This window comes from Cyanobium sp. BA5m-21 (assembly GCF_024346235.1).
Lineage (GTDB): Bacteria > Cyanobacteriota > Cyanobacteriia > PCC-6307 > Cyanobiaceae > Cyanobium_A > Cyanobium_A usitatum.
This window is the reverse complement of the sequence record NZ_JAGQCO010000011.1, coordinates 1-24,940: the sequence shown is the minus strand read 5'-3', so window position 1 is coordinate 24,940 and position 24,940 is coordinate 1. Positions and strand designations below refer to the sequence as shown.

Below are 24,940 nucleotides of genomic sequence, written 5' to 3'. Positions count from 1 at the left end.
ATCTTGGTGAGACGCTTTCCAACCCGATCTATCCCGGAGGCATGCGCCATGGGCGGCATCACCGCCCAGATCGAGGCCCTTGCGGAAGCCCTGCTCGATTTTCATGGACAGGACGACCTGGCCGCCTGGTTCGCTGCGCTCCCCTGAATTCCGTACAGCTTGTACAGATTTCAGGAGACAAAGCTTTTAAGACCCATCTACCCCAGAAATCACCCCGACCAGCAGATCCTTACTGATTCAGCTTGAGCACGGCCATGAAGGCTTCTTGGGGCACATCAACCTTGCCCATTGCCTTCATGCGCTTTTTGCCCTTGGCTTGCTTTTGGAGCAGCTTTTTCTTGCGGGAGATGTCACCGCCATAGCATTTGGCAAGCACATCTTTACGCATGGCGCTGATGCTTTCGGAAGCAATGATGCGGCTACCGATTGATGCTTGGATTGGAATCTTGAACTGCTGACGGGGGATCAGCTCCTTGAGTTTCTCCACCAAACCCTTGCCTACGTTGTAGGCCTTATCGCGATGCACAATCGTGGTGAGGGGATCGGCCTTTTCGGCATTTATCAATACATCAAGACGTACCAACTCATTTTTGCGGTAGCCGATCAGGCTGTATTCCATTGAGGCATAACCCTTGGTGCGCGACTTCATCTGGTCAAAGAAGTCTGTAACCACCTCGGCCAGCGGCATCTCGTAGTGGAGGGTTACCCGATCGGTGGTGATGTATTTCATATCGATGAATTCACCGCGCCGCTCCTGGCACAGCTCCATCAAAGCGCCGTTATAGATATTCGGGGTATAAATTTCAAGCTTCACATAGGGCTCTTCTATGGATTCACGCTTTTGCGGGTCGGGCAGGGTAGCTGGGTTATCCACCATCATGACGGTGTTATCGAGCATGTTCACCTGATAGATCACCGATGGCGCAGTAACGATCAGATCAAGGTTGTATTCCCGCTCCAGCCGCTCCTGCACGATCTCCATGTGCAGCAAGCCGAGGAAGCCACAACGGAAACCAAAGCCCATGGCGCTACTGGTTTCCGGCTCATATTTGAGCGCGGCATCAGAGAGCTGCAGCTTGTCTAGGGCTTCGCGCAAATCAGGGTATTGGTCAGCATCGGTGGGAAACAGGCCGCAGAACACCATGGGCTTGGCCTCGGTGTAACCGGGCAGCGGCTCAGCGGCAGGGTTTGATGCCAGCGTGATGGTGTCGCCAACGCGGGCATCGGCCACGGCCTTGATAGAAGCGGCCATGTAACCCACCTCGCCGGCATGGAGGGAATCCACCTGGCGCTGATCGGGCGCCATCACGCCCACCTCATCCAGTTCCACCACCTTGCCGCTGGCCATCAGCAGCACCTTGTCGCGCTTGCTAATCGAGCCGGAGATCACGCGGAAATACACGATCACGCCCCGGTAGGCGTCGTAGTAGGAGTCGAATATCAGGGCCCGCAGCGGCTCGGCCACTTTGTCGGCGGGAGCCGGCACCCGATCCACCACAGCCTGGAGGATTGCGGGCACTCCGAGACCAGTTTTTGCCGAGCAATGGATTGCATTGGAGCAGTCGAGCCCGATGATTGCCTCAATTTCTTCAGCGATGCGGTCTGCATCAGCACCAGGCAGATCGATCTTGTTGAGAACAGGAATGATCTCAAGATTGTTTTCAAGGGCCAGGTATACGTTGGCCAGGGTTTGGGCTTCCACCCCCTGGCTGGCATCTACTACCAGCAGGGCGCCTTCACAAGCCTGCAATGAACGGCTTACTTCATAGGAGAAATCGACGTGCCCAGGGGTATCAATCAGGTTGAGGATGTAGACCTCGCCATCGGCCGCGGTGTATTCCATGCGAGCGGGCTGGAGCTTGATGGTGATGCCGCGTTCGCGCTCCAGCTCCATGTTGTCGAGAAACTGCGCCTGCATGTCGCGAGCCGCAACGGTGCCGGTGTCCTGCAGGAGCCGGTCGGCCAGGGTGGATTTACCGTGGTCAATATGGGCGATGATGCAGAAATTACGGATCCGCTGAACGGGAACGTCGGTCATCTCGCCGGCGGAGGCTTCATGGGTGCTGCTGCCAGCTTAGGAGACGGAAGCCTGGGGCGAAACGGCCAGCTGGTCTACCCATCGAGGGATCGCCCCCAACTGCCAGTAGAAGAATCCACAAAGCTATAAAATTATTAATTGTTTTTGGGCCAGCGCTTTATCCATGGATCAGCCGTACCTTCCCAAGCCGCAAGCCCGAGACGATCACCGGCTCGTGAATCGGGAGGAGGGGCTGAACCTGCTGTTTGCCGCAGCCCAGGATGTGGCAAGGGCGGAGGGGAAGCTGGCTGATGGCATTTATGGCTCTTTGGAGCAGTCACACATCAGTGCGACCAGCTTCACACTGAAGAGTTCCACTGGCCAGATGATTGCCCGGATGTCCCTGGCTAAGGCAAGGGAGGTGATCGGTATACGGCGTCAGATTGCGCGAGATATGACCCGCAAGGCAGGGCTTGAGATCACACCCTATGCAAACGACCAATCAAATAAACGCAATTTCCGCAATCTCCCCGAGGAAATCCGGGCGCTCGGCTGGGCGATCAGTAATGGCCGTAGGTTCCCGGTCAAGGGCTACCAGAAGCGTGACATCTGGATCGGCCTGCTGCTTTTGATCCCAGGCATCATCCCAGGGGTGCTGTATCTGGGCTGGATCGCGCGGAAGCGCCGTCGCTATGAAAAAAGCCTCAAAGAGCTGGAAACTCGCTGGCATACCTACGGGCGGCAGGAGCCAGCCGAGAACCTATTTGCCCATTTCCACCTGGACTAAGCCAGGCGCAGGCCCAGCTGTCCTAAGCTTGGATTTCATTCCGGCTGGCCCAAATGAGCAGCGAAACCACGAGCGCAGCCCAGGCCCAAGACCCCCACGCCCTGACGCTGGAAAACGTGGAGCGCACCCTCGATGAGCTGCGCCCCTACCTAATGGCCGACGGCGGCAACGTGGAAGTGGTGGAAATCGACGGCCCAATCGTGAAAGTGCGCCTGCAGGGCGCCTGCGGCAGCTGCCCCAGCAGCACGATGACGCTCAAGATGGGAATTGAGCGCAAGCTAAGGGAGGCGATTCCTGAGGTGAGTGAGGTCATTCAAGTTATATAAACCAACCAAGCGGAATACCAATCAATTCCAGCCACTGGCAATCGATTCACCATAATGGATGCACATCCAAGGCCTCCCTTGTGGGCACATCAAAGACATAATTAGGCCTTGCTTACGCGCGCCCAATGACCTATGACCTAGCGAGTAAAATGTGTCGATCGGCGCGATGGTCGCGCTCCTAGCCATAGCGTCGGGGGGCTTGGGTATGGCTAATCCGTCGTTATGTGGCCTACCGCAAAGCTGTTGAAGACCTCGTTCTTCGCTGGCATATGAATGGCAAACGAGACCCCGACCCGTGCTTTTTCAAGCTTTAGAGCCGAAAAGGGTAGCCAGGCGTTTATAACCATCACAAAGGTGTCCATGCTGAGCACTGCCGTTTGCGGGCACCTTCCCCAGCCCTAGGCTGAATACAGCACCCCTGGCAGAGTCAACGAAGAAGCCGGGATCCTTCAGTGGAGTAGTGAGGATGTCTGGCCCCTTGAACCGACGCCTGCGAGTGGCCAAGGTGCTGATGCATGCTCTCGTCGCCAGTCGGCGCTCCGAAGATCACGGTGTAATCACCGTGGCAGTGGGAATCGTCGCGGCCCTGGTGCTGATCCTCAGCGGTGCGGCGATCGTGCAGTTGAGCAGCGGTAACCTGCGCGGGGTTTTTGCCTCCTCCGACACCCGCCAGGCGCGAGGGGCTGCGGCCGAGGGCACGGATCTGATGATCGACACATGGAACCAGCCCCAGAACCGTCAGCTGCTCGTATCGGGCCAGACCCCCACCACCTGGAACGCAGCCAACCTCAGAAGCCCCTGTTTTGAGTCAACCACCAACACCCGGCCCGGCCCCAACAATGACGGACTGCCCGATCAAGCCGCCATCAATTTGGGTGATGGCCAGTGGCGCAATGTGTTGAGCGGAGCAGTGGCCACTGCCACGCAGGATGGGCGGCAGTTCAGGCTGGTTCGGATCAGTTTCACCGCCTCAAACGGCGGCGCCACCCCCAATCCCCGCGGCCTGCGTCGCACCGCAACCCCTGGGGCTGCCGCCACCGGCGACACCCTGCCCGCGGGAGTCACCAGCTGGGACCAGCTGGTGAACCTCGATGATCCGGATGGTCTCGGCAACGCCCAGCCCGGGAGCAACAGGGGCTTTGTGGTGCTGGAGGTGGAGGGACGAGTGGTGCGCAATGGCCAGGTGGTAGCCAACTCCCGAGAAACCCGCGAATTCGAGGTGTTGCCCAAGTGCTGCGGCGCCTCAGTGGGAAGCAACAACTCCGGCGGCATGAACTACGCAGGCACCACTGGCTCGCTGGGCTCAGACAGCCGCGTGTGCAATCTCCAGTATGGAGTGGTTACGGGCTTCAACGATGGCTGGCATTGGTCGTATTTCGCCAACGACCAATTCACCCAGAGGAATCCCATCACAGGCGCGGTGGAGCGCTATTCGCCGATTCTTGGCGTGGTGGCGAACCCTGGCGATCTCTTCGAGCGCCGTAACTGCCGGGTGCGACCCGGCCGGGGCAAGCTTCAATCTGGGGACTGCCCAGACACATTCCAATCAGGCGATCCACGCGGCACCGATTCTAGCTTCAGCACCAACATCCGTGGTGCTGGTGCACCCGATGCTGCTGAGCAGATCTGCCAGCAAACAGGCACTCCCAGCTATTTTTCTGGTCCTGAATCTGATATCCGCGGCACATCGGCATCATGTTCACCGATCGTGCCTCTCCAAGCGACGGCCTTTCCCAACGTCAACGACTTTGTCCTCGGATGGACCGCCGGCTGGGGTCCAAGGAACATCATCACCCTGGCTACGGCCACCACCAACCAAGTGGCCAATGCAGCCATCTGGCCCAGCCTCAGCACCGACAACGGCGACGGCACAAGACCCAACAGCCAGGCCACCCTTCGCCTGCGCACCAACAATGAGGCCAACCGGCAGCGGGTGGAGCTCTGTTTGACCGATAAAACAACGGCAAGCACCGACAACTGCACCGCCAACACCTGGCTGAATGTGACAGCTTCTGAGGCACCGAACAGCAACTTCTACGGGCTCGGAGCCAGCGCTGCAGGCAGCCAGCTCTTTTTGGAAGCAGGGAATCCCTCCACCACGTCGAACCCTCTGCCCAACCTGACTATTTTTGGAGCTCAAACAATCCAAGGGAATACCAATCTGTTCCGTGACGTGAATCTTGACAGCTTCACAGCACCTTTCCTGCAGACTCCCTATCTCGAATTTGCGGTCAACAGGCAGGGCTTTGGTTCGACTACCAACAAGAGCCTGGCCGTCCAAGCGTCTCCCAACAACGGCACCAGCTGGTATGCCCTCACCGCGGCGCCCATCCCCGTGAGCTCAATCATCTCAAACACCAGCACAACAATCAGCCCAACAACAACCACAAGCTTCCGGCTGGGGCTGCCGTTCTCGGGCTCGGACGTGCGCATTCGATTCCTAGATGCTGGGACCACACAATGGGCCAGCAATGATAACGTCACCATCAGAAATCTGAAGATCGAATCAAGCCAGCCCACGACCGTGGCGAGCACCCCAACGGGAGTGAGAAACCTGACGGAAATCTTCCGAGGCCCCTGGTGTCAGTTCAGCAGCAGCTCCCCCGTCACGGCCGAGCCAGGCTTCCATTGCATCGGTCCCACCATCAACCAATTCGACGGCGGTCGCGTGTTCATCGACACCACCGGCGGCCCCTTGAGTTTGATTTATAACGAGCCCACCACCACAGACCGGCGATTCGGTATTGCCAATACGGCAAATCCGGAACGCTTCATCTTCCTTTCGCAGTCACCCGCCCAATTCACCCACGTCTTCTGCCCCTCCATCGTATCCGAATGCGCCAACGTCATCGACGATCAAACCTACAACTTCTCCGCCGTTGGCGAGCCTGATCGACTCAACTTCTTCGGTCGCAACACTGGATCAGCCGGCCAGGAACAGAACGTTTCAATAACAACGCCGTTTGGACAAACCGCCAAGGTAGGTGGTGTGTGGTTCTATCTACCCCAGGGGTTCGTGGAACTCACCATCAATGACTCTGGAGCAGCCGGCAGCGTTCCAGCAGGCTTCTACACCAACAACGAAGACAACTGGAGCTTCTACGGCCGAATCTGGGTGAAAAATTTCAGGCCCTTCGGCGCATTCCACCTGAGACTGCCCGATTCCAGGGTGGCCGGGGCTGGCGCCCTGGGCGTTGCCAACCCCGCCCAGTTCACCTCCCAGAGCGGTGTCGACTGGGTCGCCCGGGCCACCACCAGTTCCCGACTTTGGTGACCTTCCCACAGCGCGTGCAGCGGCGCCTCCGGCAGCTGCATCCCCAGGAACGGGGTGGCTTTCTGGTTGAGGCGTTGGTGGTGAGCGTGATCGTGACCGTTGCCCTACTCGGCACGCTCAGCGTGTTCAATATTTCCTCCCAGCTGCGCAATCGGGCAGGTGAGCGCAGCCAACTCAACGACGCCATCGACGCCGATCTGGCAGCCATTGAGGATCGGGCTGCAGACCTCACCTGTTGCACCGGGGTGTGCAGGCTTGGCTTGGCCGGCGTGACCACAGACAACACGGCCCCCTTCACCCAGCCGTGCAACACCGCCAATCGACGCGACGATCGCTATTTCTACCCTCAACTTGATTCGGATCCGGGGACTGCCGGCAGTGAGGCGGAAACCGTGGATGCCCTCTGCCGGGAACCCGTGCGCGGAATCATCAGCGATGCCGTGTTGATCGCGTTCAACACCATCCCCGTCAATGGCGCCCTCACGACAGCCAATCATGCCCGGACGATCGTGCGCCTCAACAGCGTTCAGAACCAGCTGGGCAATCAGAACATCCTTCAGGTCACTTACACCGACACCAACAGCGGGAACGCGGTCGTGCGCGTCGCGCGCGTTGTGCCACCCATGGCCCGCTTCTGCCCATGACGCGTCCTCGACCTCCCAGCAGCGGCTTCAGCCTTCCGGAAATGTTGATCACGGTGGTGATCCTCGGCGTGATCGCTGCCATTGGAACCGACTCCCTGGTGAACCTCGCCCGGCGCGAGCGCGCCAACTCTGTGACCACCGAACTGACGGGTTGGCTCGATCAGGTGAGTCGCGATGCCAGTCGCTTCAATGCCCAGGCCGGTGGCGCCCTCTGCACCGTGACCATCAGCACCGGCACCGTAGCCGTCGGAGCCCAGCTGGCCAGGATCGAACCCGCTGCCTGCGCCTCCCAAAACATCCTCACGCTGTCGGACCTCTACGCCAACAACGCCAGCGCCACTATCACCGGCACCCCATCCCAGTTTGTGTTCACCCCACGCGGCACCCTCTCCACCACCACCACCAACGCCGCTCTTCCCAACGGCCAGGTGCTGATCAATATCAACGTGAACAATGAGCGTCCCCTCCGCTGCATACGCCTAGTGGGCCTGATCGGGGTGCTGGAGGTGGGGCGCAACAACGCGGCCGCAACGGGTGCCTGCACCGAGTGGGGTCGGGTGTAACGCAATGACCAATCCCGTCTCCAGCCCGAAGCTCTCCAGGCCCCAGGTCACATCCCAGCACGGGTTCACCCTCGTGGAACTGCTGGTGGCCCTGGCGATTAGCGCCCTGTTCGTGCCCCTGATCTGGAGCAGCATTCAGGGAGCCATTCGATTTTTCGAAGCCAACCTCTGGCAGGTGCAGCTTGAGCGTGATCTCAACCGTGTTTCAACCCTTCTCGATGCGGAGGCGGAGGATGCCTGTGTGTTCGGCACCACCGCCGCGCCAGCCGCCTGCGCCGCAGCCGCTCCCGTGTGCGCCGCAGCGGCAAACCAACTGCGCATGCGCGTGACCCTGTTGGATGCCAACAGTGTTCCCACCGGCGCCGATGCGGTGATCCTTTACACCCGCAACACGGCGACCAACGAGCTCCTCCGCTCTGGCCCCCAGATCCTGGCCAACGGCCGGCTCGATCCCGCCAACACCGCCGCCAACGACCAGCTGGTGATGCGTGGCGTCACCGGCTTCGCCGTGACCCCCAACAACGACTGTGACACCGCCACCGTGGCCATTACCGCTACCCCTGTGGCCCCCAACACCTTCACCGCTGCCCAGGGATTCGGCAATCCCGTGACCCGCACTATCAGCCTGCGCACCGGCTCTCGCCCTTATGTGGACTGAGTTGCATCCATGTCCAGCCCCCCCGATGAGCTGCGCCTGCAGGGCGCCTGCGGCAGTTGCCCCAGCAGCACGATGACGCTCGAGATGGGAGTCGCCGAAGTGGTGCAGGTGCTCTGAGCACCACGGGGCACCACTCCGTTGGCTTTTAGGCTCCCCCCAACCGCCCCGCCCCCGTGCTCGACCAGCGCCTCCTGCGCGACAGCCCTGAGCTGATCACCACCCAGCTGGCCCGTCGGGGCATGGCGCTAGACCTCGCTCCTCTTCAGCAAATCGCCCGCCAAGAGCGCGATCTCGAGGAGCAGCGCAGCAACTTTCAAGCCGAGGGCAACCGCATCGGCAAGGCCGTGGGGCAGCTGATCCAGGGCGGATCTGCCCCAAACAGCCCCGAAGTGCAGGCCCTGCGCGATCAGGGCAACGCCATCAAGCAGCAGGTGGCCGCCCTCGAGGAGCAGGAAAAAGCCCTAGAGCTGCAGCTGCGCGATGCCCTATCGGCCCTGCCCAACCTGCCCTCGCCCGAGGCCCCTGATGGTCGCAGCGAAGCCGACAACATCGAGATCAAGCGTTGGGGCAGACCCCGGGTAGAAGACGGCCTGCAGGAGCACTGGCAGATCGGCGAGCGGCTCGGCCTATTTGAAACCGAGCGCTCCGTGCGCATCGCCCAGAGCCGTTTCATCACCCTGATGGGCGCTGGCGCCCGCCTGGAGCGGTCCCTGATCAGCTTCATGCTCGATCTGCACACCGCCAAGGGCTACCGGGAGGTGATGCCGCCGATCCTGGTGAATTCCGCCAGCCTCACCGGTTCGGGCCAGCTGCCCAAATTCGCCGAGGAGAGCTTCCGCTGCGCCGACGACGACCTCTGGCTTACCCCCACCGCCGAGGTGCCAATCACCTCCCTGCACCGCGACGAGGTGATTCCCGCCGAGCAGCTGCCGCTCAAATACGCCGCCTACACCCCCTGCTTCCGCCGCGAAGCCGGCAGCTACGGCCGCGACACCCGCGGCCTGATCCGCCTGCACCAGTTCAACAAGGTGGAGCTCTACTGGTTTTGCCATCCCGACCACTCCGCCGCCGCCCACCAACAAATCACCGCTGACGCGGAAGCCGTGCTGGAAGCCCTCGAGCTGCCCTACCGCAAGATCGAGCTCTGCACCGGTGATATGGGCTTCTCCGCCGCCCGCACCTACGACCTCGAGGTATGGCTGCCCGGCGCCGGCTCCTACCGCGAGATCTCCAGCTGTTCGGTGTGCAACGACTTCCAGTCCCGCCGCTCCGCCATCCGCTTCAAAGATGGCAAAAACACCCGCCTGCTCCACACCCTCAACGGCAGCGGCCTCGCCATCGGCCGCACCATGGCCGCCCTGCTCGAAACCGGCCAGGAGGCCGATGGCTCCGTGCGCCTACCCGCTGCCCTAGTGCCTTACTTCGGTGGTGACACGATCAGCGCGGGGTGAGGGTGGGGGATAGCGCACCGTGACCAACACCTGAACACCCAAGGGGATGGCTACGGCCCAAGGGCACCGACCGGCACCACCACAACCCCATCGGTCCGGCGATAGCCGTACCCCTTGCCGCAGATCACGGCCAGAAACGCCGGTGCCCCCGAGCGTTGGCTGTCGATCTGCTCTGAGAAGCGCTTGAGGTTGGCGGCGGCCTGGTCAACCTGCCCCTCGCCGAGCTTGATCTCGATGGCGCCCCAGCGCCCATCGCGCAGCTGCACGATCGCATCCGCCTCCACCCCGTAGTCATCGCGGTAGTGCAATACCTCTCCTTCCAGGGGTTGGCTGAGCACGCGCAAATCGCGGATCACCAGTGATTCGAACAACTGCCCGAACCACTCAAAATCCTCGAGCAATCGCTCCGCAGCAGCCCCGCTGGCCGCCAGCGCCAGCGATGGGTCGACGAAATGACGCTTTGGGGCCTTGCGCAGCCGCGCCCTCGAACGCAGATGGGGAGCCCAGGCGGGCTGATCTTCGATCACCATCAGCTGCTCCAACGCCTGCAGGTAATCCGTCACGGTGCGCTCATCCAGGGCGCCATCGGCGCCACCGGCATCGGCGGCCAGTGTTGAAAGCCTGGCCTCAGTGGCGCAATGGCGTCCGAGAGAGCGCAACAGTGCCCCCACCCTGGCTGGATCGCGGCGGCGATCCACTCGGCTGATGTCAACCTGCCGCACCTGCACGAGGTAGTCGCGGGCGGCCCGGCTCGCCGCTTTCAGGGGCCTGCCCTGCTGCGCCGGCCAGCCGCCGCGGGCAATCAGCGCACCGAGATCCTGCACGCTCAGCCCTGGATCCGCCACGGCCTGCACCTCGCCAGCAAACAGCTGACGCAGCGACACGGCGCCGTTGGAAACTCCGGATTCGAACAAGCTCATTGGCCGCATGCGCAGGAACCCGAAACGGCCGGCGCCGGTGTGGCGGCTGGCATCTTCCGCCGGCACCGCTGAGCCGGTGAGCAGAAACTGGCCGGGTTGATCGGAGGCATCGACGGCCCTGCGCACCTGATTCCAGAGCTCGGGTGCCACCTGCCACTCATCCAGAAGTCGCGGCCTTGCTCCTTCCAGCACCAGCCTCGGCTCCACCGCCAGGGCCTGCCGCGCGGCCTGGTCGATGTCGAGCAGCACGCGGGAGGCGGATTGCTGCGAGGCCGTCATCGTCTTGCCGCAGGCCTTAGGCCCTTCGATCACCACAGCACCTGCGGATTCCAACAGCTCCCGCAGTTCACCATCCACGATCCGGGGGCTGTAGACAGGCACTCAGGCTCACTAATACGGTAAACAGCGGCATCTTAATGCGGAAAATGCGGAGCTTCGAATCCGGTTTTTGCAGGCAGCATGATGATGCTTTTGCCGACCAGCTGGCGTCAGTCGATGGAGCGCCCCTTGGGCAGGAGTGCCCGTGACCGGCACCTCATGCTCCAAACCAGCTTGCTGCAGCAGGGGTCGATTCCAGGGATGGGCGAATCGATCCTTGAAGGCATGGCCACCGCCCTACGAAGCCCTTGTTGGTGATCTGAGCGGCGCCTACTCACGGCGCATCAACATTCAGCCCCGGCTGATATACCAGGTACTCGATAACGAGCGCAGGGAATACTCATCGAGCCTGCCAGGGTAGATAGGCATGGACGATTGACTGAGGGTTCAGCTAATCGCGCGTATCTAGGCCGCGTATCTAGGCACAGTGACGGAGCCGCCTCACCTACTTCGGGAACAAAAACTGAATCTGGGCCCGGATCGTGACATCACCGAAAAGATCAGGATTCACCACATTTGCATAAGCCTGCAGCGACGCATTGATCGGTTGCTTGCCGATGCGAAACAAGCGGCCCACACCGCCGCCCACAGGCAGAATCCACTGGTCGCCACTGGTCGCCCGCCAGTTGGCGGTGATGATCGGCGAGGTCACCAGATACCAGCCGTGGGGCAGGTTGAAGTTAATGAAGGGCTGCAGCAGGAAAGCACTCACCGAGCTGCGATCGCTTTTGCCCGCAAACGACCAGACGTTGTTCACCAGCGCCCCAGCCACCCAGGGGCCCTTGCTGTACACCGCCACCGCCGCCGGCCCCGCAGACCACTTACCCCGGCCCAGGCTGCTATCGCTAGCCGTTGGTAATACAAGCGTGGGGCCAAAACCAAAGGTCCAAGCGCCCCTGCCCTTGGGCACGAAGAAGAAGCTGGGGTTGAGATCGCCGATGCCATTTTGAATGCCCGTTGCCGTCGGCTGGCTCAGCACCGGCAGAATCGTGCGGGTCACCAAAGTGAGATTCGGGCTGAGCGAAAACGGCACCACTGGCTGAATATTCAGCAGGCTCTGGGTTTGGTCTTCATTGGGCCCAATGCCCGGAGTGAGGTTGTACTGAAACGGAACACTGACCAAATTCGAGATCGGGTTCTGGGCCTCAGTGGCCAGCGCCTCGGTTTGGGCTTCTTGCACTGCTTCTTGCACTGCTTCCTGCTCTGCTGCGGCGGGCAGTTGCAGCAAGGTGGCGCAGATCAGGGCACTCAAATAGCGCGTCATATGGGTAAAAACAACTACTGCTGAGGCGGGATCTTAAGGGTCGAGCTGCTGCTGCCACGGCCCGGATTCGGCGGGGGAACACACGGCCGCAGCAACTGGACTTAGCCAAGACTTAGTTCAGCGTTTAAGCGTGCATGCCGCCCCCCTGGCCCCAAGCAAACCCAGCACAATGGATGCATAAATAGCGGGGCCTGGATGGGCGTTCTCACAGCACTGGCGATCCTGGCGGGGCTGATCGTGGTGCACGAGGCGGGGCATTTCTTTGCCGCCACCTTGCAGGGAATCCGCGTCAGCAGCTTTTCGATCGGCTTTGGGCCGGTGCTGATCGAGCGCCAGCGCCGCGGTGTGCAATTCGCCCTAAGGGCCATTCCCCTGGGCGGCTTCGTGGCCTTTCCCGATGACGATGAAGACAGCCCCATCCCCAAAAACGACCCCAACCTGCTGAGCAACCGGCCCCTAGCCCAGCGGGCCCTGGTGATCGCCGCCGGCGTGTTGGCCAACTTGGTGCTCGCCTATGCGGTGCTACTCGGCCAGGGCCTAGTGCTCGGCATACCCGCCGGTTTCAGCGCCAGCCCCGGCGTGCTGGTGAGTGGCGTGCAACCCGGCCTAGCCGCTGCTGCTGCCGGCCTCCAGCCGGGCGACCGCATCTTGAGCCTCAATGGCAGCGATCTGGGCGGCGGCCAAAGCGCCGTTGCCGCCTTGGTGGAGCGCATCAAGGCCGCCCCCGAGCAAACCCTGCGCCTCGAAGCCGAGCGCAACGGCCAAACCCTGCCTCTAGATCTCACCCCCGCCGATCTCGGCGGCGTTGGCCGCATCGGCGCCCAGCTGCAACCCAATGGCACCGAGGCCTTCCGCCCCGCCCGCACGCCCCTGGAGCCCTTCCGCCAGGCCAACCACGACTTCGCCGCTCTCACCAGCCGCACCGTGGAAGGGTTCGTGACCCTCGCCACCCACTTCGGCGAGACCGCCGGCCAAGTATCTGGCCCCGTAAAAATTGTGGAAATGGGGGCGTCGCTGGCCAAGCAGGGCGGCAGCAGCCTGTTCATCTTCACCGCCTTGATCTCAATCAACCTGGCGGTGCTCAATGCCCTGCCGCTACCCCTGCTCGATGGCGGTCAGTTCGTGTTTCTGCTGCTCGAGGGCCTGCGGGGTAAGCCCCTGCCCGAGCGCTTTCAGATGGCTTTCATGCAGTCGGGCTTTGTCTTCCTGGTGGGCTTGAGCGTGGTGCTGATCGTCAAGGACACCTCCCAGCTGCCGGTCGTGCAGCAGCTGCTTGGGCGCTGAGCCTCACCGCCGCAAGGTAAGATTGAAAGCACTTATCCGATCGCAGTTCAGGCCGCATGGCGAAGAAGTCGATGATTGCGCGCGATGTCAAGCGCAAGAAGATGGTTGAGCGTTTTGCCGCCAAGCGCTCTGCCCTCAAGGCAGCCTTCGACGCCGCTGCAGGTCCCATGGAGCGTCTGGAAATCCACCGTAAAATCCAGCTGCTGCCCCGCAACAGCGCTCCCAACCGCGTACGCAACCGCTGCTGGGCCACCGGCAAGCCCCGGGGCTACTACCGCGATTTCGGTCTGTGCCGCAACCAGCTGCGCGAGCGTGCCCACAAGGGTGAGCTGCCTGGAGTGGTCAAGTCTTCCTGGTAATCAGCCAAAGATTCCCAAGGCGCCTACGGGCGCTTTTTTTATGGCCAAGAAAGCCCATAAACGCGATAAAAAGCGAAGGATGCCCCAGTAGTAACTGCCTAAATGCGAGAATGGTCCCTGACAACAACAGGACATAAGCGCACGTGCAAGGACAAACTCAGTCGATCTCCTTCGATGGTCGGGAGATCCGGCTGACCACCGGTCGTTTCGCCCCCCAGGCTGGGGGCTCGGTGATGGTTGAGTGTGGTGATACCTCGGTTTTGGTCACCGCCACCCGCTCCGGCGGTCGCCCAGGCATCGATTTTCTGCCCCTAACCTGCGATTACGAAGAGCGTCTCTACGCCGCTGGGCGCATCCCTGGCAGCTTTTTCCGTCGCGAAGGCCGTCCCTCTGAGCGAGCGATTCTCACCTGCCGCCTGATCGATCGGCCGATCCGGCCCCTATTCCCCAGCTGGATGCGCGACGACATCCAGATCGTGGCCACCTGCCTCTCCCTCGATGAGCGCGTGCCACCCGATGTGCTCGCAGTCACCGGCGCCTCGATGGCAACCCTGCTGGCCGGCATTCCCTTCTATGGCCCCATGGCCACCGTGCGGGTGGGTCTGCTCGGCGACGACTTCGTGCTCAACCCGAGCTTCCGTGAAATCGAGCGCAGCGAGCTTGATCTGGTGGTAGCTGGCACGCCCCAGGGCGTGGTGATGGTGGAAGCCGGTGCCAACCAGCTGCCCGAGCAAGACGTGATCGAAGCGATCGACTTCGGCTACGAAGCGGTGTGCGAACTGATCAAGGCGCAGCAAAACCTGCTCAAGGAGCTCGGCATCGAGCAGGTGATCCCCGAACCTCAGGTCATCGACCCCACCCTGCCCAACTTCCTTGAAAAGGAATGTGCCGGTGGCATTGGTGAGGTGCTCAAGCAGTTCTCCCAAACCAAAACCGAACGCGACGAGAAGCTCGACGCCATCAAGGCCGAAGTGAGCCAGAAGATCTCCGCCCTAGCCGAAGACGACCCGATTCGCTCCGCTTCCAGCGGCAAGGCCCTGGGCAACAGCTACAAGGACCTGACCAAAAAGCTGATGCGCGCCCAGATCCTCCAGGAGGGCAAGCGTGTCGATGGCCGCAACCTTGATGAAGTGCGGCCGATCAGCGCCGCGGCCGGCGTACTGCCCAAGCGGGTGCACGGCTCAGCGTTGTTCCAGCGCGGCCTCACCCAGGTGCTCTCCTGCGCCACCCTCGGCACCCCGAGCGACTCCCAGGAAATGGACGACCTCAACCCGTCCACCGAGAAGCACTACCTCCACCACTACAACTTCCCCCCCTACTCCACCGGCGAAACCAAGCCGATGCGCTCCCCCGGCCGCCGCGAAATTGGCCACGGCGCCCTGGCTGAACGGGCGATTGTGCCCGTGCTGCCCAACAAGGAGTCCTTCCCCTACGTGCTGCGCGTGGTGTCGGAGTGCCTCAGCTCAAACGGCTCCACCTCGATGGGTTCGGTGTGCGGCAGCACCCTCGCCCTGATGGATGCGGGCGTGCCCCTTAAGGCACCAGTGAGCGGAGCCGCCATGGGCCTGATCAAGGAGGGCGAGGAGGTGCGCATCCTCACCGACATCCAAGGCATCGAAGATTTCCTTGGCGACATGGACTTCAAGGTGGCCGGCACCGAAAAGGGCATCACCGCCCTGCAGATGGACATGAAGATCACGGGTCTAGATATGAAAACCGTGGCTGAAGCCGTTAACCAGGCTCGCCCTGCCAGGCTGCACATCCTCGAGAAGATGCTCGAGGCGATCGACAAGCCCCGCGACACCATGTCGCCCCACGCCCCACGCCTGCTCAGCTTCCGCATTGATCCGGAACTGATCGGCACCGTGATCGGCCCCGGCGGCCGCACGATCAAGGGCATCACAGAGCGCACCAACACCAAGATCGACATCGAAGATGGCGGCATCGTCACGATTGCCAGCCACGATGGCGCTGCCGCCGAAGAGGCCCAGCGCATCATCGAAGGCCTCACCCGTCGCATCAGCGAAGGCGAGGTATTCAGCGGTGCCGTAACCCGCGTGATCCCGATCGGTGCCTTCGTGGAGATCCTGCCCGGCAAGGAAGGGATGATTCACATCTCCCAACTCTCCGAAGCCCGAGTAGAGAAGGTGGAAGATGTGGTGAATGTGGGTGATCAGGTAACCGTGCGCGTACGCGAAATCGACAACCGCGGCCGCATCAACCTCACCCTGCGCGGTGTGCCCCAAAGCGAAGCCCCTGCACCGGAGTGATTGAAAGGGAGGGCGGCTAACTAGCCCTTTCTAAATTTGGCCTCGAGCACTTAGAGCCGGCCCTGCAAGGCCGGCTTTTTTGTTGGAAACCAGCGCATGAATGAGCTCGCCTTAGCGCCAACTAAAAACTGAAGACCAGGGAGGGTCAAACAACATTTTTCGAGGCGGGCTAAGTCCTAGCTAAGTCCACCAGCAAAAAACGACCACTCCCCTCCAGCAATCACCCTCTGGCCCTCAAACAACAAAACCAGGATCAATCACAGCCATCGCAGCCGCCGCCTCTTCGCACAATTCGGCGTGGGCTAGGCCGTGGCTGGCGATTAGACAGCCGGCCTGGCGTACGTCACCGCTGTTGTAGGCCAGGGCGCGGCCATCGGCATGGCTGAAAGCGCCACCGGCGGCGCGCAACACCGCCTCAGGAGCAGCCATATCCCAATCCTTCGGGGCGCTCTTGCCCGACAGGGAGATATAGAGATCCGTCTCGCCGCGCAGGATCGTGGCCACCTTGCCGCCCACGCTGCCGATCGCCTTGGTGTCGCCCAGGGCCAGGGCCGCAAGCAGCTGCTCGAGCCGCTGGTCGCGGTGGTTGCGGCTGGCTACCAGCACCAGCTCCCCCAGGGCGCGGCGGCCGCTGAAGCGCACGGGCGAGCGCACACCAGCGCGGTTTTCGCACCAGGCCTCTCCTGCCGAGCCCGCCAACCCCGGCATCACGCCCAGCCACAGCTCCTCCAGCTCCGGCAGCAGCACCACCCCCAGCACCGGCTCGCCGCCGTGCACCAGGGCCAGATGCACCGCATATTCGCCCGTGCCCTGCAGAAAGTCTTTAGTGCCATCGAGGGGATCGAGGATCCACAGCCACTCCGCCGCCAGGGGCTCGCCTTCAGTGAGCTGCTCCTTGGCGGTTTCCTCGCTCAGCACGGTCCACGCGGCCATGGGGAAGGCTGCGGCCAGGCCCTCCAGCAACCACTGGTTCACCGCCAGATCCGCCGCACTCACCGGACCCTCGCCGCCCTCATCCACGCTCAACGCCGGCGGGAAGCCATAGGGGGGCTGCTCGACGCGGCCGTAGGCCAGCAGGATGTCTGCCGCGCCCCAGCTAAGCCGCCGCAGCTCCACAAGCAAGCCTTCGAGCGCAATGCCTGAGGGCAGGGGGAGGGCAGCCGGCATCATGGGTGGGCAGGGCTCAGCATTTTGCAGGAGCCCACCCCAAGCCGTGCAAGCCCCCGAACCCGCCCCCGGCGTGCTCTACCTGGTGGGCACCCCCATCGGCAACCTGGCCGACCTCTCACCCCGCGCCCGCCAGGTGCTCGCCGGCGTGCAGCGCATCGCCTGCGAAGACACCCGCCGCAGCGGCCTGCTGCTGCATCAACTCGGCCTACGCCATAAGGAGCAGGGGCCGCGGCTGGTGAGCTTCCACGCCCACAACCAAACCGCCCGCATCCCCGAACTACTCGCGGCCCTCGCCGCCGGCGAAGCCCTGGCCGTGATCAGTGACGCCGGGCTGCCGGGCATCTCCGATCCTGGCGAGGTGCTGGTGGCGGCCGCCCGCACGGCTGGGCACAACGTGATCTGCATCCCCGGCCCCAGCGCCGTCACCACCGCGCTGGTGAGCAGTGGCCTGCCGTGCGGCCGCTTCTGCTTTGAGGGCTTCCTGCCGCCCAAGACCAACCAGCGCCGTCAGCGACTGCAGGAATTGCAAGCTGAGCAGCGCACCATGGTGCTGTTTGAAGCCCCGCACCGGCTGCTCGATCTGCTCGACGATCTGCTGGCGGTGCTGGGTGATCGGCCCCTGCGCGTCGCCCGCGAACTCACCAAAAAGCACGAAGAGCAGGTGGGCCCCAGCGTGAGCGCAGCCATCGAACACTTCCGCCGCACGCCGCCCCAGGGGGAATGCACCCTGGTGTTGGCAGGCGCCCTGCCGCCAGAGCCCCTGGCCTGGGATAGCGCTGCCCTCAGCGCCGAGCTCCAGGAGCTGCAGCGGGCCGGCCACAGCAGCAACGCCGCCGCCAAGCTGCTGGCCGAGCGCACCGGCCACAGCAAGCGGGAGCTTTACGCCCTGCTGCACCAGGAGTCCTGACCGGGCAGACTGCCGCCAGAGAGTTCTCCTGTTGCCCTGATGGTCTTGCGCCTGCGCCTGCTTGCATCCAGCCTGCTGGGCGGTGGCTTGCTGCTCGCGATTCTCTGCCTGGGTGCTCAAAACCTCGACCAGCGCCCCAGCCTCAACTTGGGCTTTGCCCGCAGCACCCCTCTGCCAGCCGGTTTTCTGGTGGGAATTGCTCTAGTAATTGGCGTACTCAGTGGCGGCTGCAGCGCCGCCCTGCTCGCCCCCCGCAACGAGCAACTGCCCGGTGATTAACTGCCTGGCAATTAACTGACTGTCAATTAACTGCCTGGCCGATTAACTGCCTGGCAAAGAGTAGAGGCTGCCCTCCATCACAACCCGGCTGATGCCCTGGGCGATCAAGTAGGGCGCCGTGCGCTCCAGGATGCGAGTGTCTGGCACCTTGATCACCCGCTGGGTGCGGCCGCAGTGGCGTTTGGCCTGGCGGGGATTAGCAAACACCATCAGGGCCTGCCGCTCCTCTTCGCCATCGGGTAACTGGCCAAGTTCGGGGAAGTCCTTGAGCGGCTTGGCTTGGAGCTCCACTGTTTTGTCCACCAGCATGTAGACGCTGGCTGGAAGGGGCGCATCTGCGAGCGGCTGGCATTGGGCCAGCTCACCAACGTGATCCACCAGCAACAGCGGCACGGCCACAAACTGGTCGGCTAGGTCGTCGTCAGCGAAGTCGAGTTCATTGGCGTCATCGCCAAAATCATCGGCGTCATCGATTGCCAGCACCGCATGGTCTTCGTCGTCGCCGGCCGGCTCTGGCAGCTCAGGCTCTGCCAGCTCAAGCGCAGGGGGTTCAGGCTCTAGGGGTTCAGGCTCCAAGAGTTCAGGCTCTGATGGAGCTAGTTCTGGAGCGGCTTGTTCTGGAGCAGCTGGTTCTAGAGCAGGTTGTTCTTGTGAAACTTTGAGCGGCCGAATGCGTTGCTGCTTGAGCTGCTCGTATTCAGCTGGATCTAGACCAGCCTTCACCACGCGGCTCACCGTGTTGGTGCTGCAGCCATAGGCCTCTGCCAGTTCGGCGCTGACTTCACCAGCGCGGTAGCGAGCCACGATCTCGATCTTCTGGCTGTCAGTGAGCCGGGTGGCAGCCATGGGGCGAGAGTTGCGCAGCAGACCAGTGTAGGCCTAAAGAGCCAGCAGGTTTAGGGGGTTGGTGGCTTGACGTTCGGGCAGCTGGCACCGTTGAACCTCGAGGCGATGCGCGCTGAGCCCTCTTGATAGATCTTCTGGGCTTTTTGGGTATCACCCGCAGCCTGGGCGGCACTGAGCTTGCCGGCAAATATGCCGCAGGCCTCATCCAAGCTCACAGCCTGGGCGCCCAAGGGAGCCGCCAGGGCCAGCAGGCCAGCAGCAGAAAAAAGCAGGGCGAGCCGCATTTCAAAAAAGATCACTACAACTACTTTGGCGCCAGGGCAGCAGTTGTGTGGCCCCCACCTGCTGAGCGATCATGGCAACGGCTGCTCCCTTAGCTCAGCCGGATAGAGCAGCTGCCTTCTAAGCAGCCGGTCGTTGGTTCGAATCCAACAGGGGGCGTTACCAAAAGCCAAGCGGGATCTAGGGTTTCTCCCTGTCCTGGCTTGGCTTTTTATTTGCCGTCTCATTCTGCGAGATAGCCCAGAATCCCTCTGGATTCGTCAGGGTCGGCTAGTTTTTCCCACAGATTTCCCACCGAGGGGGAAATGGGGCAAAAGCGACTGGGATGGTTGGCGGACCTGAGCGTGGCCTTCAAGCGGCACCGTCAAGGCCGATCTGGCTGGTTCATTGAGCTGAAAGGCGACCGCCTCAGGGTCCGCTCCACCGAGCTGCCGCCACGACCCGATGAGGCGGCCGACGCCCCACTAAGACGCCGCGACGCCTGGCTGAGCACACCCGCAGGGCCGGCCATGTTCAAAGACGCCCTGGCTGAAGCCTGCGCCCTTTTTGATTCGGTGATTGCAGGGACCTGGAGGTGGCCCGACCCCGACGCTCTCCCAACCGAAGGGAAAGCCGGGCAGCTGGCCCCGGCCACACTCCAGCGGCTCACCGATCGGCTCAAGGCCGCCCTAGTGGGCGAGCGCATTGGGATGAGCACCTGGAACCGCACCTACCTCCCCTATCTGAATCGGCTGGTGGAGGTGGCCGGCTCCAGGGCCTGGCCCGATGAAAGCGATCTTTTGGAGGCCGTGCTGCGCAACTGGGAGCCCAACGGCAGGGCCCGGCAAATGGCCCACGACCGCATCCGTGCCCTGTGGAAGCAAGCCGGCTGGGAATGGCCGGAAACCATCGTGGCGATGCGTGGCAATGGCAAGGCCGCTGCCGCTGCCGAAGGTGTGCGGGCTTTCAACGATCCAGAGATTCAGGAACTACGCGCCAGACTCCTGCGCAGCTATCGCCTCACACCCGCCGATCTGGTGGCTTGGGATTGCCTGATCGCGTTCGGGCTACGCCCCGCAGAGCTGCAGGGCCTGGAGCTGCGGACCGATGAGGGATTGCCCCTCGCCCAAGTCACTCGCACCAAGCGCAGCAGCAAAGGCTCCAGCGGTCCCAGAGCAGTGCCGGCAGTCCCGCCGGAAGACTGGCCCGCTGATTGCTTTGATCTGGTGCAGCGATTCCAGGAGCATGGCCTGCCGCCAGGGATGGTGGCGGCTCGATCACCAGGAGAGGTGCTGGGCCAGCAGCTGGCCCGCCTGATGGATCGGCAGCCAATGGAGATCGAGCTGCCGCGCGAGCTGACGCCCTACGGGCTGCGCCATGCGTTCGCCCTGCGCTTGGGCCTGCAGTTGGGACTCCATGTCAGAGAGAGCGCGCAGCTGATGGGGCACAGCCCCCAGGTTCACCTGTCCACTTATGGGCGCCGATTGGATGCACCGAAGCTGCTGGCCACCGTGCGGGATCGGGTGATGGCTCGCTGATTTCCACAATTCCCCAGCGACGACTAAAACAGCAAGGGATAAAGAATCCCCAGGTTTCGACTAGACGCCGCAGTTAGTTTCAGGGTTTTCCACTAACTGGGGAAAGCCGAAGAAGCCCGATTAAATCTGCAAAAACGAGGTCCATAGGTTGAACGGGACAGCTCGTTATTAACCATGGCTTTCACCCTCACAACCACCGAAGCCGCCCAAGCGATTCGGCTTTCCCCCGCCACCCTGGCCCGCCTCCGAGCTGAAGGCGTTCTGAAAGCAGGTGTTCACTACCGCGCCGTAGGTGCAGGGCTGAAGCGTCCGCCGCTGCTCTGGAACGCCGAAGCCTGCGAAACAGCCTTGGCTCAGCGCAGCCGCCGGGTTCTGGCCTGATGAACGCCGCCCAGCGCAAAGGGCCCCCGATGGAGGCCCAGTGCGTCGCCGGCAGGGGACCGGCAATCAACCAACCGCAACCGTCTGGGGACGTTGCTGCAATGCAATCTAATTCGAGATCATTAGACCATCACGCACAGGCCGCCGCCGAACCTGAGCGGACCCTGCCCAATCACCCCGCAGAGCAGTTTCTGCAGCTGCTGGGCAAAGACCCCGGCCAGACCTACTTCCGCACAGTCCGGCACGGCAAGGGAGCCAACCGCAGCCGCAGGGGCAAAGACCTACACGGCTTCGACCTGCAGGCCCTGGCCCGCGACAACCAGGCGGGTGAGTCGATCTACTTCGTCACCGGCAACAGCACCACCGCATCAGGCAAGGCCGGCGGCGTCGAGAACGAGGACGTAACGAGCTGCCCCGCGTTGTTTGCTGAATGGGACGACAGGCCGATCGAGTGGCAACTGCAGGCCTGGCTAGAGCTGGGGTTGCCCGAGCCAACCATCCAGTTGTTGACAGGCAACAAGTCGGTGCACTGCTACTGGCTGCTAACCGAGGCCATGGAGAAAGCGCAGTGGCGGCCGCTGCAGGCCCAGCTGATTGACCATTGCGGCTCCGATCAGAAGTGCAAGAACGAAGCCCGCCTGATGCGGCTGCCTGGCTTCGCCTACATCGACAAGAAAACCGGCCAGCCCAACGGGAAGGTGGCCGAAGTGGTGCACACCAGCGCCACCCGCTACAGCCCAGAGCAGATCGAAGCCTGTCTGCCCTCGCTGTTGACCCCACCGCCAGCAGCACCCGCGAAACCGCCAGCCCGAGGCCTGCCCCATCGCACCCTGCAGGAGATCGAGGCCGCCGCAGCCTGCATCCCCGAGCGGGTGGTGGGGGGCAACACCTACGAGCCCAGCCGCCGTGCCCTATGTGGTTGCGCAGCCGCCCTGGCGGAGATTGGCCTGCCTGAGGAGCAGGCCCTCGACCTGCTGGCCAGCAAGTGGCCAGACCGCGCTACAGCCAAGCAAGTGCTCCACAGCAGCAGCACCCGCGAGGCCGCTTCGTTTTGGGCAATAGCGGGTGAGCACGGTTTCAGCCTTGCCAGGAGCGCCACCAATAACAAGGTGGTTCCGCTCAAATCGAAGCGGAAACAACACCAGGCGCCCGAGCCCAAGCACAGCCGTTTACTAACGATGGCTGAGGTTGCCGAGCGACTGCGCGAAGCGATCAGCGAAGGCATGGGCGGCGCTGATCTGGCCGCCCTGGTGGCCGAGCTGGCCGCAGCAGCGGAACAAGCATCATTCGACGTTCAGCGGATGGCCGAAGCGATCCGCGCCGAGCAACTGCAGGTAGTGGCCGTTGCCGTTGAGGCGCAGCAGATCGCCGCCGAGCACGACCGTCAAGAGATTGGCGAGTTGCTCAGTGCTGGCTACCTGCTGCCCCCCAGCATTGCCGCAGCGATCGAAACCCGCTCCCGCTACCTGCCCTGCTGTGGCCCATCGGCTGTGCTGCCATTCCTGGCAACAGTGGCCGGCCTGGTGAAGTTGGGAACCGAGGTTGAGGGCTGCGCAGTCGCTGGCTACCGCGTACCCATAAACCTGTTCGCCTGCCTGGTGGGGCGATCTGGGGCGAAGAAGTCGCCTATCGGTCGGCTGCTGGTGGAAGCGCCAACCGCTGGCCTTCGGGCTGAGCTGGCCCACGCCAACCAACGCGAGCGCGCGGCCTGGGAACAGGAGTGCCGCGAGATGAAGAAAGGCGAGGCCAAGCCAGCCGCGCCAACCCCTAAACGCCTGAGCGTTTCCGACTTCACCGGGGAGGCCCTGGCCGCACAACTGCAGACACAGGAGGCCGCCGGCCTGGGCCTGCTGGTGAACCGCGATGAACTGAGCGGACTATTCGGATCGCTGAACGCCTACCGGGGAGGCAGGGGAGCCGATGAGCAGCAGTTGCTTGAGCTGTTCGACGGCAGCGGGCTCAGCAGCCTGCGGATCGTGGGAGACCGCCACTACAGCCGCAGCCAGCTGAGCATCTGGGGCAGCACCCAACCCGATGTGCTGCGGCAGCTGGTGGCCGATGGCGACGCCTCAGGCCTGTGGGCTCGCTTCCTGTTTGTGCCGCTGCCTGAGCGGGCCATACCGCTGCCGATGAGCACCAGCGCCGCCGAGGTGGGAGAGGTGGAAGCCGCAGCGCAAACCCTGGCCGACGCCTGCAGCGCCGTCTATCGGCTGCCACGCCACACCTACCGGCTGGCACCAGCAGCGGCTGAGAGCTTCGCTCACTACGAGCTGAACCGGCAGCGGGCTGCCCTAGGAGCCACCATCGGCGCCCAGTCCGCGCTTTACGGCAAGTCGGCCGGCAAGGTGCTCAGGGTGGCCGGTGTCCTGCACCTGCTGCGCATCGCCGCCGGGGAGGCAAACAGCGGCGCCCTGATCGAACAGGCCACCATCGAGCAAGCCGCCGCCCTGGTGGATCACCTTGATGCCTGGGCGCTAGGGCTCCATGCCGAGGTTGCAGCTGGTGGCGTGGGCCAGCTGATGCGCACCGTTCATCGGGTGGCCGAAGCAGTTGCCGCGCCGATCCGGTGGAAGGAACTGGCAGTAAGGCTGAGCGCCAAGGCCAGGAAGGAAACCGACGCCGCAGCGTTTGCCGAGGCCGCCCGAGCCCTGGCCGCTGCTGGCTACGGGGAGGTGGAGGTGGGCAAGCGGCAAGCGGTCAGCTACCGGGCCACCTGTGCCCTGCCCTGAAGGTTGGTTGGTTGGCTGAAGGTTGGCGATGCAGCCAACCTTAAAAAGTAAGTCCCTCACAGGGAAGTAGGCCTGAAGGTTGGTTGGTTGGCTGTTTTTGATGTTTTTCCTGCTCACTGTGCTTTCAGTCATTTTTCACGTTCAAAACCGCCAACCAACCAACCAACCAACCTTCAGCACCAAACCGCCTGCAGCGCAAGGGATGTAAAGGTTGGCAGGGCAGCCAACCTAAGAACCAACCGCCAACCTTCAGGCCAACCGCCAACCATCGGCACCCGCCTGATCCGTGCTCGCTGATAGGCGCTGAGGGGCTAGCTGGGCCGATCCCCTTCGATCCCCCCGCTGGCCTAGTCGCCCCCTTGCGCCTGGGCCCAGGTGCGCGATAATGCAGGGACGCCATGAGCGAGGCCAGCAGCAGGCCCCCAGGACGTTCCCCAATCAATGAACCGCACTGCCCTATTGGCGGCACGGTTGCGCGATCTGCAGGCCCGCTCCGAAGCCACTGATCACGCTGCCGAGCGGCGTCCCATGGAGTGGTGTAACTCGGGGGGATCAGCCCCGGCGTAGCCGGGGCTGACGGCTCGCCTCCCTCAGACATCAGCTGTGGCAATGGGTGGGCCGGTCTGTGACCCTG

At 62.8% G+C, this 24,940-nt stretch carries 23 protein-coding genes, 1 tRNA gene and 1 pseudogene; 19 read left to right on the top strand and 6 right to left on the bottom strand.

Features of this window, described 5'->3' with window-relative positions; genetic code table 11:
* The first annotated feature begins 6 nt into the window (after positions 1-6).
* Positions 7-147, top strand: coding sequence for a DUF4351 domain-containing protein (locus KBY72_RS05200; protein WP_254932261.1), 141 nt, complete (start codon positions 7-9; stop codon positions 145-147).
* A gap of 82 nt (positions 148-229) precedes the next feature.
* Here KBY72_RS05200 and lepA read toward each other — a convergent pair whose 3' ends face one another.
* The gene (gene lepA, locus KBY72_RS05195) at positions 230-2,038 is read right to left on the bottom strand and encodes a translation elongation factor 4 (protein ID WP_106502140.1); all 1,809 of its coding nucleotides are present in this window, start codon (positions 2,036-2,038) and stop codon (positions 230-232) included.
* Positions 2,039-2,300: 262 nt separating this feature from the next.
* On the opposite strand from lepA, the gene KBY72_RS05190 reads away from it, so the two are divergent.
* The 8 genes and pseudogenes from KBY72_RS05190 (at position 2,301) to serS (ending at position 9,720) form a co-directional block, all read left to right on the top strand.
* A complete protein-coding gene (locus KBY72_RS05190) occupies positions 2,301-2,804 on the top strand; it encodes a hypothetical protein (RefSeq protein ID WP_254993182.1) in 504 nt (167 codons plus the stop codon).
* A gap of 53 nt (positions 2,805-2,857) precedes the next feature.
* Positions 2,858-3,130 carry a NifU family protein gene (locus KBY72_RS05185; RefSeq protein WP_254960024.1) on the top strand — a complete coding sequence of 91 codons (273 nt, stop codon included), beginning with the start codon at positions 2,858-2,860 and terminating at the stop codon, positions 3,128-3,130.
* 466 nt (positions 3,131-3,596) lie between these two features.
* Positions 3,597-6,404 (top strand): hypothetical protein, encoded by a 2,808-nt coding sequence (locus KBY72_RS05180; protein WP_254993180.1) that lies wholly within the window; start codon positions 3,597-3,599, stop codon positions 6,402-6,404.
* A complete protein-coding gene (locus KBY72_RS05175) occupies positions 6,401-7,048 on the top strand; it encodes a hypothetical protein (RefSeq protein ID WP_254960022.1) in 648 nt (215 codons plus the stop codon). The genes KBY72_RS05180 and KBY72_RS05175 overlap by 4 nt, the downstream gene beginning before the upstream one ends.
* The gene (locus KBY72_RS05170) at positions 7,045-7,611 is read left to right on the top strand and encodes a prepilin-type N-terminal cleavage/methylation domain-containing protein (protein WP_254960021.1); all 567 of its coding nucleotides are present in this window, start codon (positions 7,045-7,047) and stop codon (positions 7,609-7,611) included. The genes KBY72_RS05175 and KBY72_RS05170 overlap by 4 nt, the downstream gene beginning before the upstream one ends.
* 4 nt (positions 7,612-7,615) lie before the next feature.
* Positions 7,616-8,269 carry a prepilin-type N-terminal cleavage/methylation domain-containing protein gene (locus KBY72_RS05165; RefSeq protein WP_254960020.1) on the top strand — a complete coding sequence of 218 codons (654 nt, stop codon included), beginning with the start codon at positions 7,616-7,618 and terminating at the stop codon, positions 8,267-8,269.
* Positions 8,270-8,386: pseudogene (locus KBY72_RS05160) on the top strand (NifU family protein); the annotation flags it as partial.
* 56 nt (positions 8,387-8,442) lie between these two features.
* Entirely contained in the window at positions 8,443-9,720 is a 1,278-nt protein-coding gene (gene serS, locus KBY72_RS05155) for a serine--tRNA ligase (protein WP_254960018.1), read from the top strand.
* 50 nt (positions 9,721-9,770) lie between these two features.
* Here the strand turns inward: serS and KBY72_RS05150 are convergent, their stop codons facing one another.
* On the bottom strand, positions 9,771-11,021 hold the full coding sequence (locus KBY72_RS05150) for an ATP-binding protein (protein WP_254960016.1): 1,251 nt from the start codon (positions 11,019-11,021) through the stop codon (positions 9,771-9,773).
* 442 nt (positions 11,022-11,463) lie between these two features.
* Positions 11,464-12,282 (bottom strand): neuromedin U, encoded by an 819-nt coding sequence (locus KBY72_RS05140; protein ID WP_254960015.1) that lies wholly within the window; start codon positions 12,280-12,282, stop codon positions 11,464-11,466.
* Between the two features lie 195 nt (positions 12,283-12,477).
* Here KBY72_RS05140 and rseP point away from each other — a divergent pair, with 195 nt between their 5' ends.
* The 3 genes from rseP to KBY72_RS05125 all read left to right on the top strand — a co-directional run bounded on the left by rseP (position 12,478) and on the right by KBY72_RS05125 (position 16,195).
* Complete coding sequence (gene rseP, locus KBY72_RS05135) at positions 12,478-13,566, top strand: RIP metalloprotease RseP (RefSeq protein ID WP_254931163.1); 1,089 nt, start codon at positions 12,478-12,480, stop codon at positions 13,564-13,566.
* Positions 13,567-13,622: 56 nt separating this feature from the next.
* Positions 13,623-13,925, top strand: a complete 303-nt coding sequence (gene rpsN / locus KBY72_RS05130) for a 30S ribosomal protein S14 (protein ID WP_254931164.1) — start codon at positions 13,623-13,625, stop codon at positions 13,923-13,925.
* Between the two features lie 143 nt (positions 13,926-14,068).
* Positions 14,069-16,195: a polyribonucleotide nucleotidyltransferase gene (locus tag KBY72_RS05125; RefSeq protein WP_254931165.1), complete on the top strand. Its 2,127-nt coding sequence runs from the start codon at positions 14,069-14,071 to the stop codon at positions 16,193-16,195.
* 234 nt (positions 16,196-16,429) lie between these two features.
* Here the strand turns inward: KBY72_RS05125 and KBY72_RS05120 are convergent, their stop codons facing one another.
* Positions 16,430-17,365, bottom strand: coding sequence for a 3'(2'),5'-bisphosphate nucleotidase CysQ (locus KBY72_RS05120; protein ID WP_254960013.1), 936 nt, complete (start codon positions 17,363-17,365; stop codon positions 16,430-16,432).
* On the opposite strand from KBY72_RS05120, the gene rsmI reads away from it, so the two are divergent.
* Both rsmI and KBY72_RS05110 read left to right on the top strand, forming a co-directional pair.
* On the top strand, positions 17,364-18,272 hold the full coding sequence (gene rsmI / locus KBY72_RS05115; protein WP_254931167.1) for a 16S rRNA (cytidine(1402)-2'-O)-methyltransferase: 909 nt from the start codon (positions 17,364-17,366) through the stop codon (positions 18,270-18,272). The genes KBY72_RS05120 and rsmI overlap by 2 nt on opposite strands.
* 39 nt (positions 18,273-18,311) lie before the next feature.
* Positions 18,312-18,551 carry a hypothetical protein gene (locus KBY72_RS05110; RefSeq protein ID WP_106502124.1) on the top strand — a complete coding sequence of 80 codons (240 nt, stop codon included), beginning with the start codon at positions 18,312-18,314 and terminating at the stop codon, positions 18,549-18,551.
* A 42-nt stretch (positions 18,552-18,593) separates the two neighbouring features.
* Here KBY72_RS05110 and KBY72_RS05105 read toward each other — a convergent pair whose 3' ends face one another.
* Positions 18,594-19,397, bottom strand: a complete 804-nt coding sequence (locus tag KBY72_RS05105) for a hypothetical protein (RefSeq protein ID WP_254993178.1) — start codon at positions 19,395-19,397, stop codon at positions 18,594-18,596.
* Between the two features lie 50 nt (positions 19,398-19,447).
* Positions 19,448-19,696: a hypothetical protein gene (locus KBY72_RS05100; protein WP_254931169.1), complete on the bottom strand. Its 249-nt coding sequence runs from the start codon at positions 19,694-19,696 to the stop codon at positions 19,448-19,450.
* A gap of 68 nt (positions 19,697-19,764) precedes the next feature.
* Here KBY72_RS05100 and KBY72_RS05095 point away from each other — a divergent pair.
* The 5 genes from KBY72_RS05095 (at position 19,765) to KBY72_RS05075 (ending at position 24,873) form a co-directional block, all read left to right on the top strand.
* Positions 19,765-19,838 (top strand) — tRNA-Arg (locus tag KBY72_RS05095).
* 185 nt (positions 19,839-20,023) lie between these two features.
* The gene (locus tag KBY72_RS05090) at positions 20,024-21,196 is read left to right on the top strand and encodes a site-specific integrase (RefSeq protein ID WP_254960010.1); all 1,173 of its coding nucleotides are present in this window, start codon (positions 20,024-20,026) and stop codon (positions 21,194-21,196) included.
* Between the two features lie 174 nt (positions 21,197-21,370).
* Positions 21,371-21,577 carry a helix-turn-helix domain-containing protein gene (locus tag KBY72_RS05085; RefSeq protein WP_254960009.1) on the top strand — a complete coding sequence of 69 codons (207 nt, stop codon included), beginning with the start codon at positions 21,371-21,373 and terminating at the stop codon, positions 21,575-21,577.
* Entirely contained in the window at positions 21,577-24,306 is a 2,730-nt protein-coding gene (locus KBY72_RS05080; RefSeq protein WP_254960007.1) for a DUF3987 domain-containing protein, read from the top strand. Before KBY72_RS05085 ends, KBY72_RS05080 begins: the two co-directional genes overlap by 1 nt.
* A 441-nt stretch (positions 24,307-24,747) precedes the next feature.
* Positions 24,748-24,873, top strand: coding sequence for a hypothetical protein (locus tag KBY72_RS05075; RefSeq protein ID WP_254960006.1), 126 nt, complete (start codon positions 24,748-24,750; stop codon positions 24,871-24,873).
* Positions 24,874-24,940 lie beyond the last annotated feature (67 nt).

Bases quoted from the DNA above. Each gene is read 5' to 3' on its own strand.
- lepA (WP_106502140.1), bottom strand. From the start codon at position 2,038: ATGACCGACGTTCCCGTTCAGCGGATCCGTAATTTCTGCATCATCGCC.
- KBY72_RS05185 (WP_254960024.1), top strand. From the start codon at position 2,858: ATGAGCAGCGAAACCACGAGCGCAGCCCAGGCCCAAGACCCCCACGCC.
- KBY72_RS05180 (WP_254993180.1), top strand. From the start codon at position 3,597: ATGTCTGGCCCCTTGAACCGACGCCTGCGAGTGGCCAAGGTGCTGATG.
- KBY72_RS05170 (WP_254960021.1), top strand. From the start codon at position 7,045: ATGACGCGTCCTCGACCTCCCAGCAGCGGCTTCAGCCTTCCGGAAATG.
- KBY72_RS05165 (WP_254960020.1), top strand. From the start codon at position 7,616: ATGACCAATCCCGTCTCCAGCCCGAAGCTCTCCAGGCCCCAGGTCACA.
- KBY72_RS05140 (WP_254960015.1), bottom strand. From the start codon at position 12,282: ATGACGCGCTATTTGAGTGCCCTGATCTGCGCCACCTTGCTGCAACTG.
- rseP (WP_254931163.1), top strand. From the start codon at position 12,478: ATGGGCGTTCTCACAGCACTGGCGATCCTGGCGGGGCTGATCGTGGTG.
- rpsN (WP_254931164.1), top strand. From the start codon at position 13,623: ATGGCGAAGAAGTCGATGATTGCGCGCGATGTCAAGCGCAAGAAGATG.
- rsmI (WP_254931167.1), top strand. From the start codon at position 17,364: ATGGGTGGGCAGGGCTCAGCATTTTGCAGGAGCCCACCCCAAGCCGTG.
- KBY72_RS05120 (WP_254960013.1), bottom strand. From the start codon at position 17,365: ATGATGCCGGCTGCCCTCCCCCTGCCCTCAGGCATTGCGCTCGAAGGC.
- KBY72_RS05110 (WP_106502124.1), top strand. From the start codon at position 18,312: ATGGTCTTGCGCCTGCGCCTGCTTGCATCCAGCCTGCTGGGCGGTGGC.
- KBY72_RS05105 (WP_254993178.1), bottom strand. From the start codon at position 19,397: ATGGCTGCCACCCGGCTCACTGACAGCCAGAAGATCGAGATCGTGGCT.
- KBY72_RS05085 (WP_254960009.1), top strand. From the start codon at position 21,371: ATGGCTTTCACCCTCACAACCACCGAAGCCGCCCAAGCGATTCGGCTT.
- KBY72_RS05080 (WP_254960007.1), top strand. From the start codon at position 21,577: ATGAACGCCGCCCAGCGCAAAGGGCCCCCGATGGAGGCCCAGTGCGTC.
- KBY72_RS05075 (WP_254960006.1), top strand. From the start codon at position 24,748: ATGAACCGCACTGCCCTATTGGCGGCACGGTTGCGCGATCTGCAGGCC.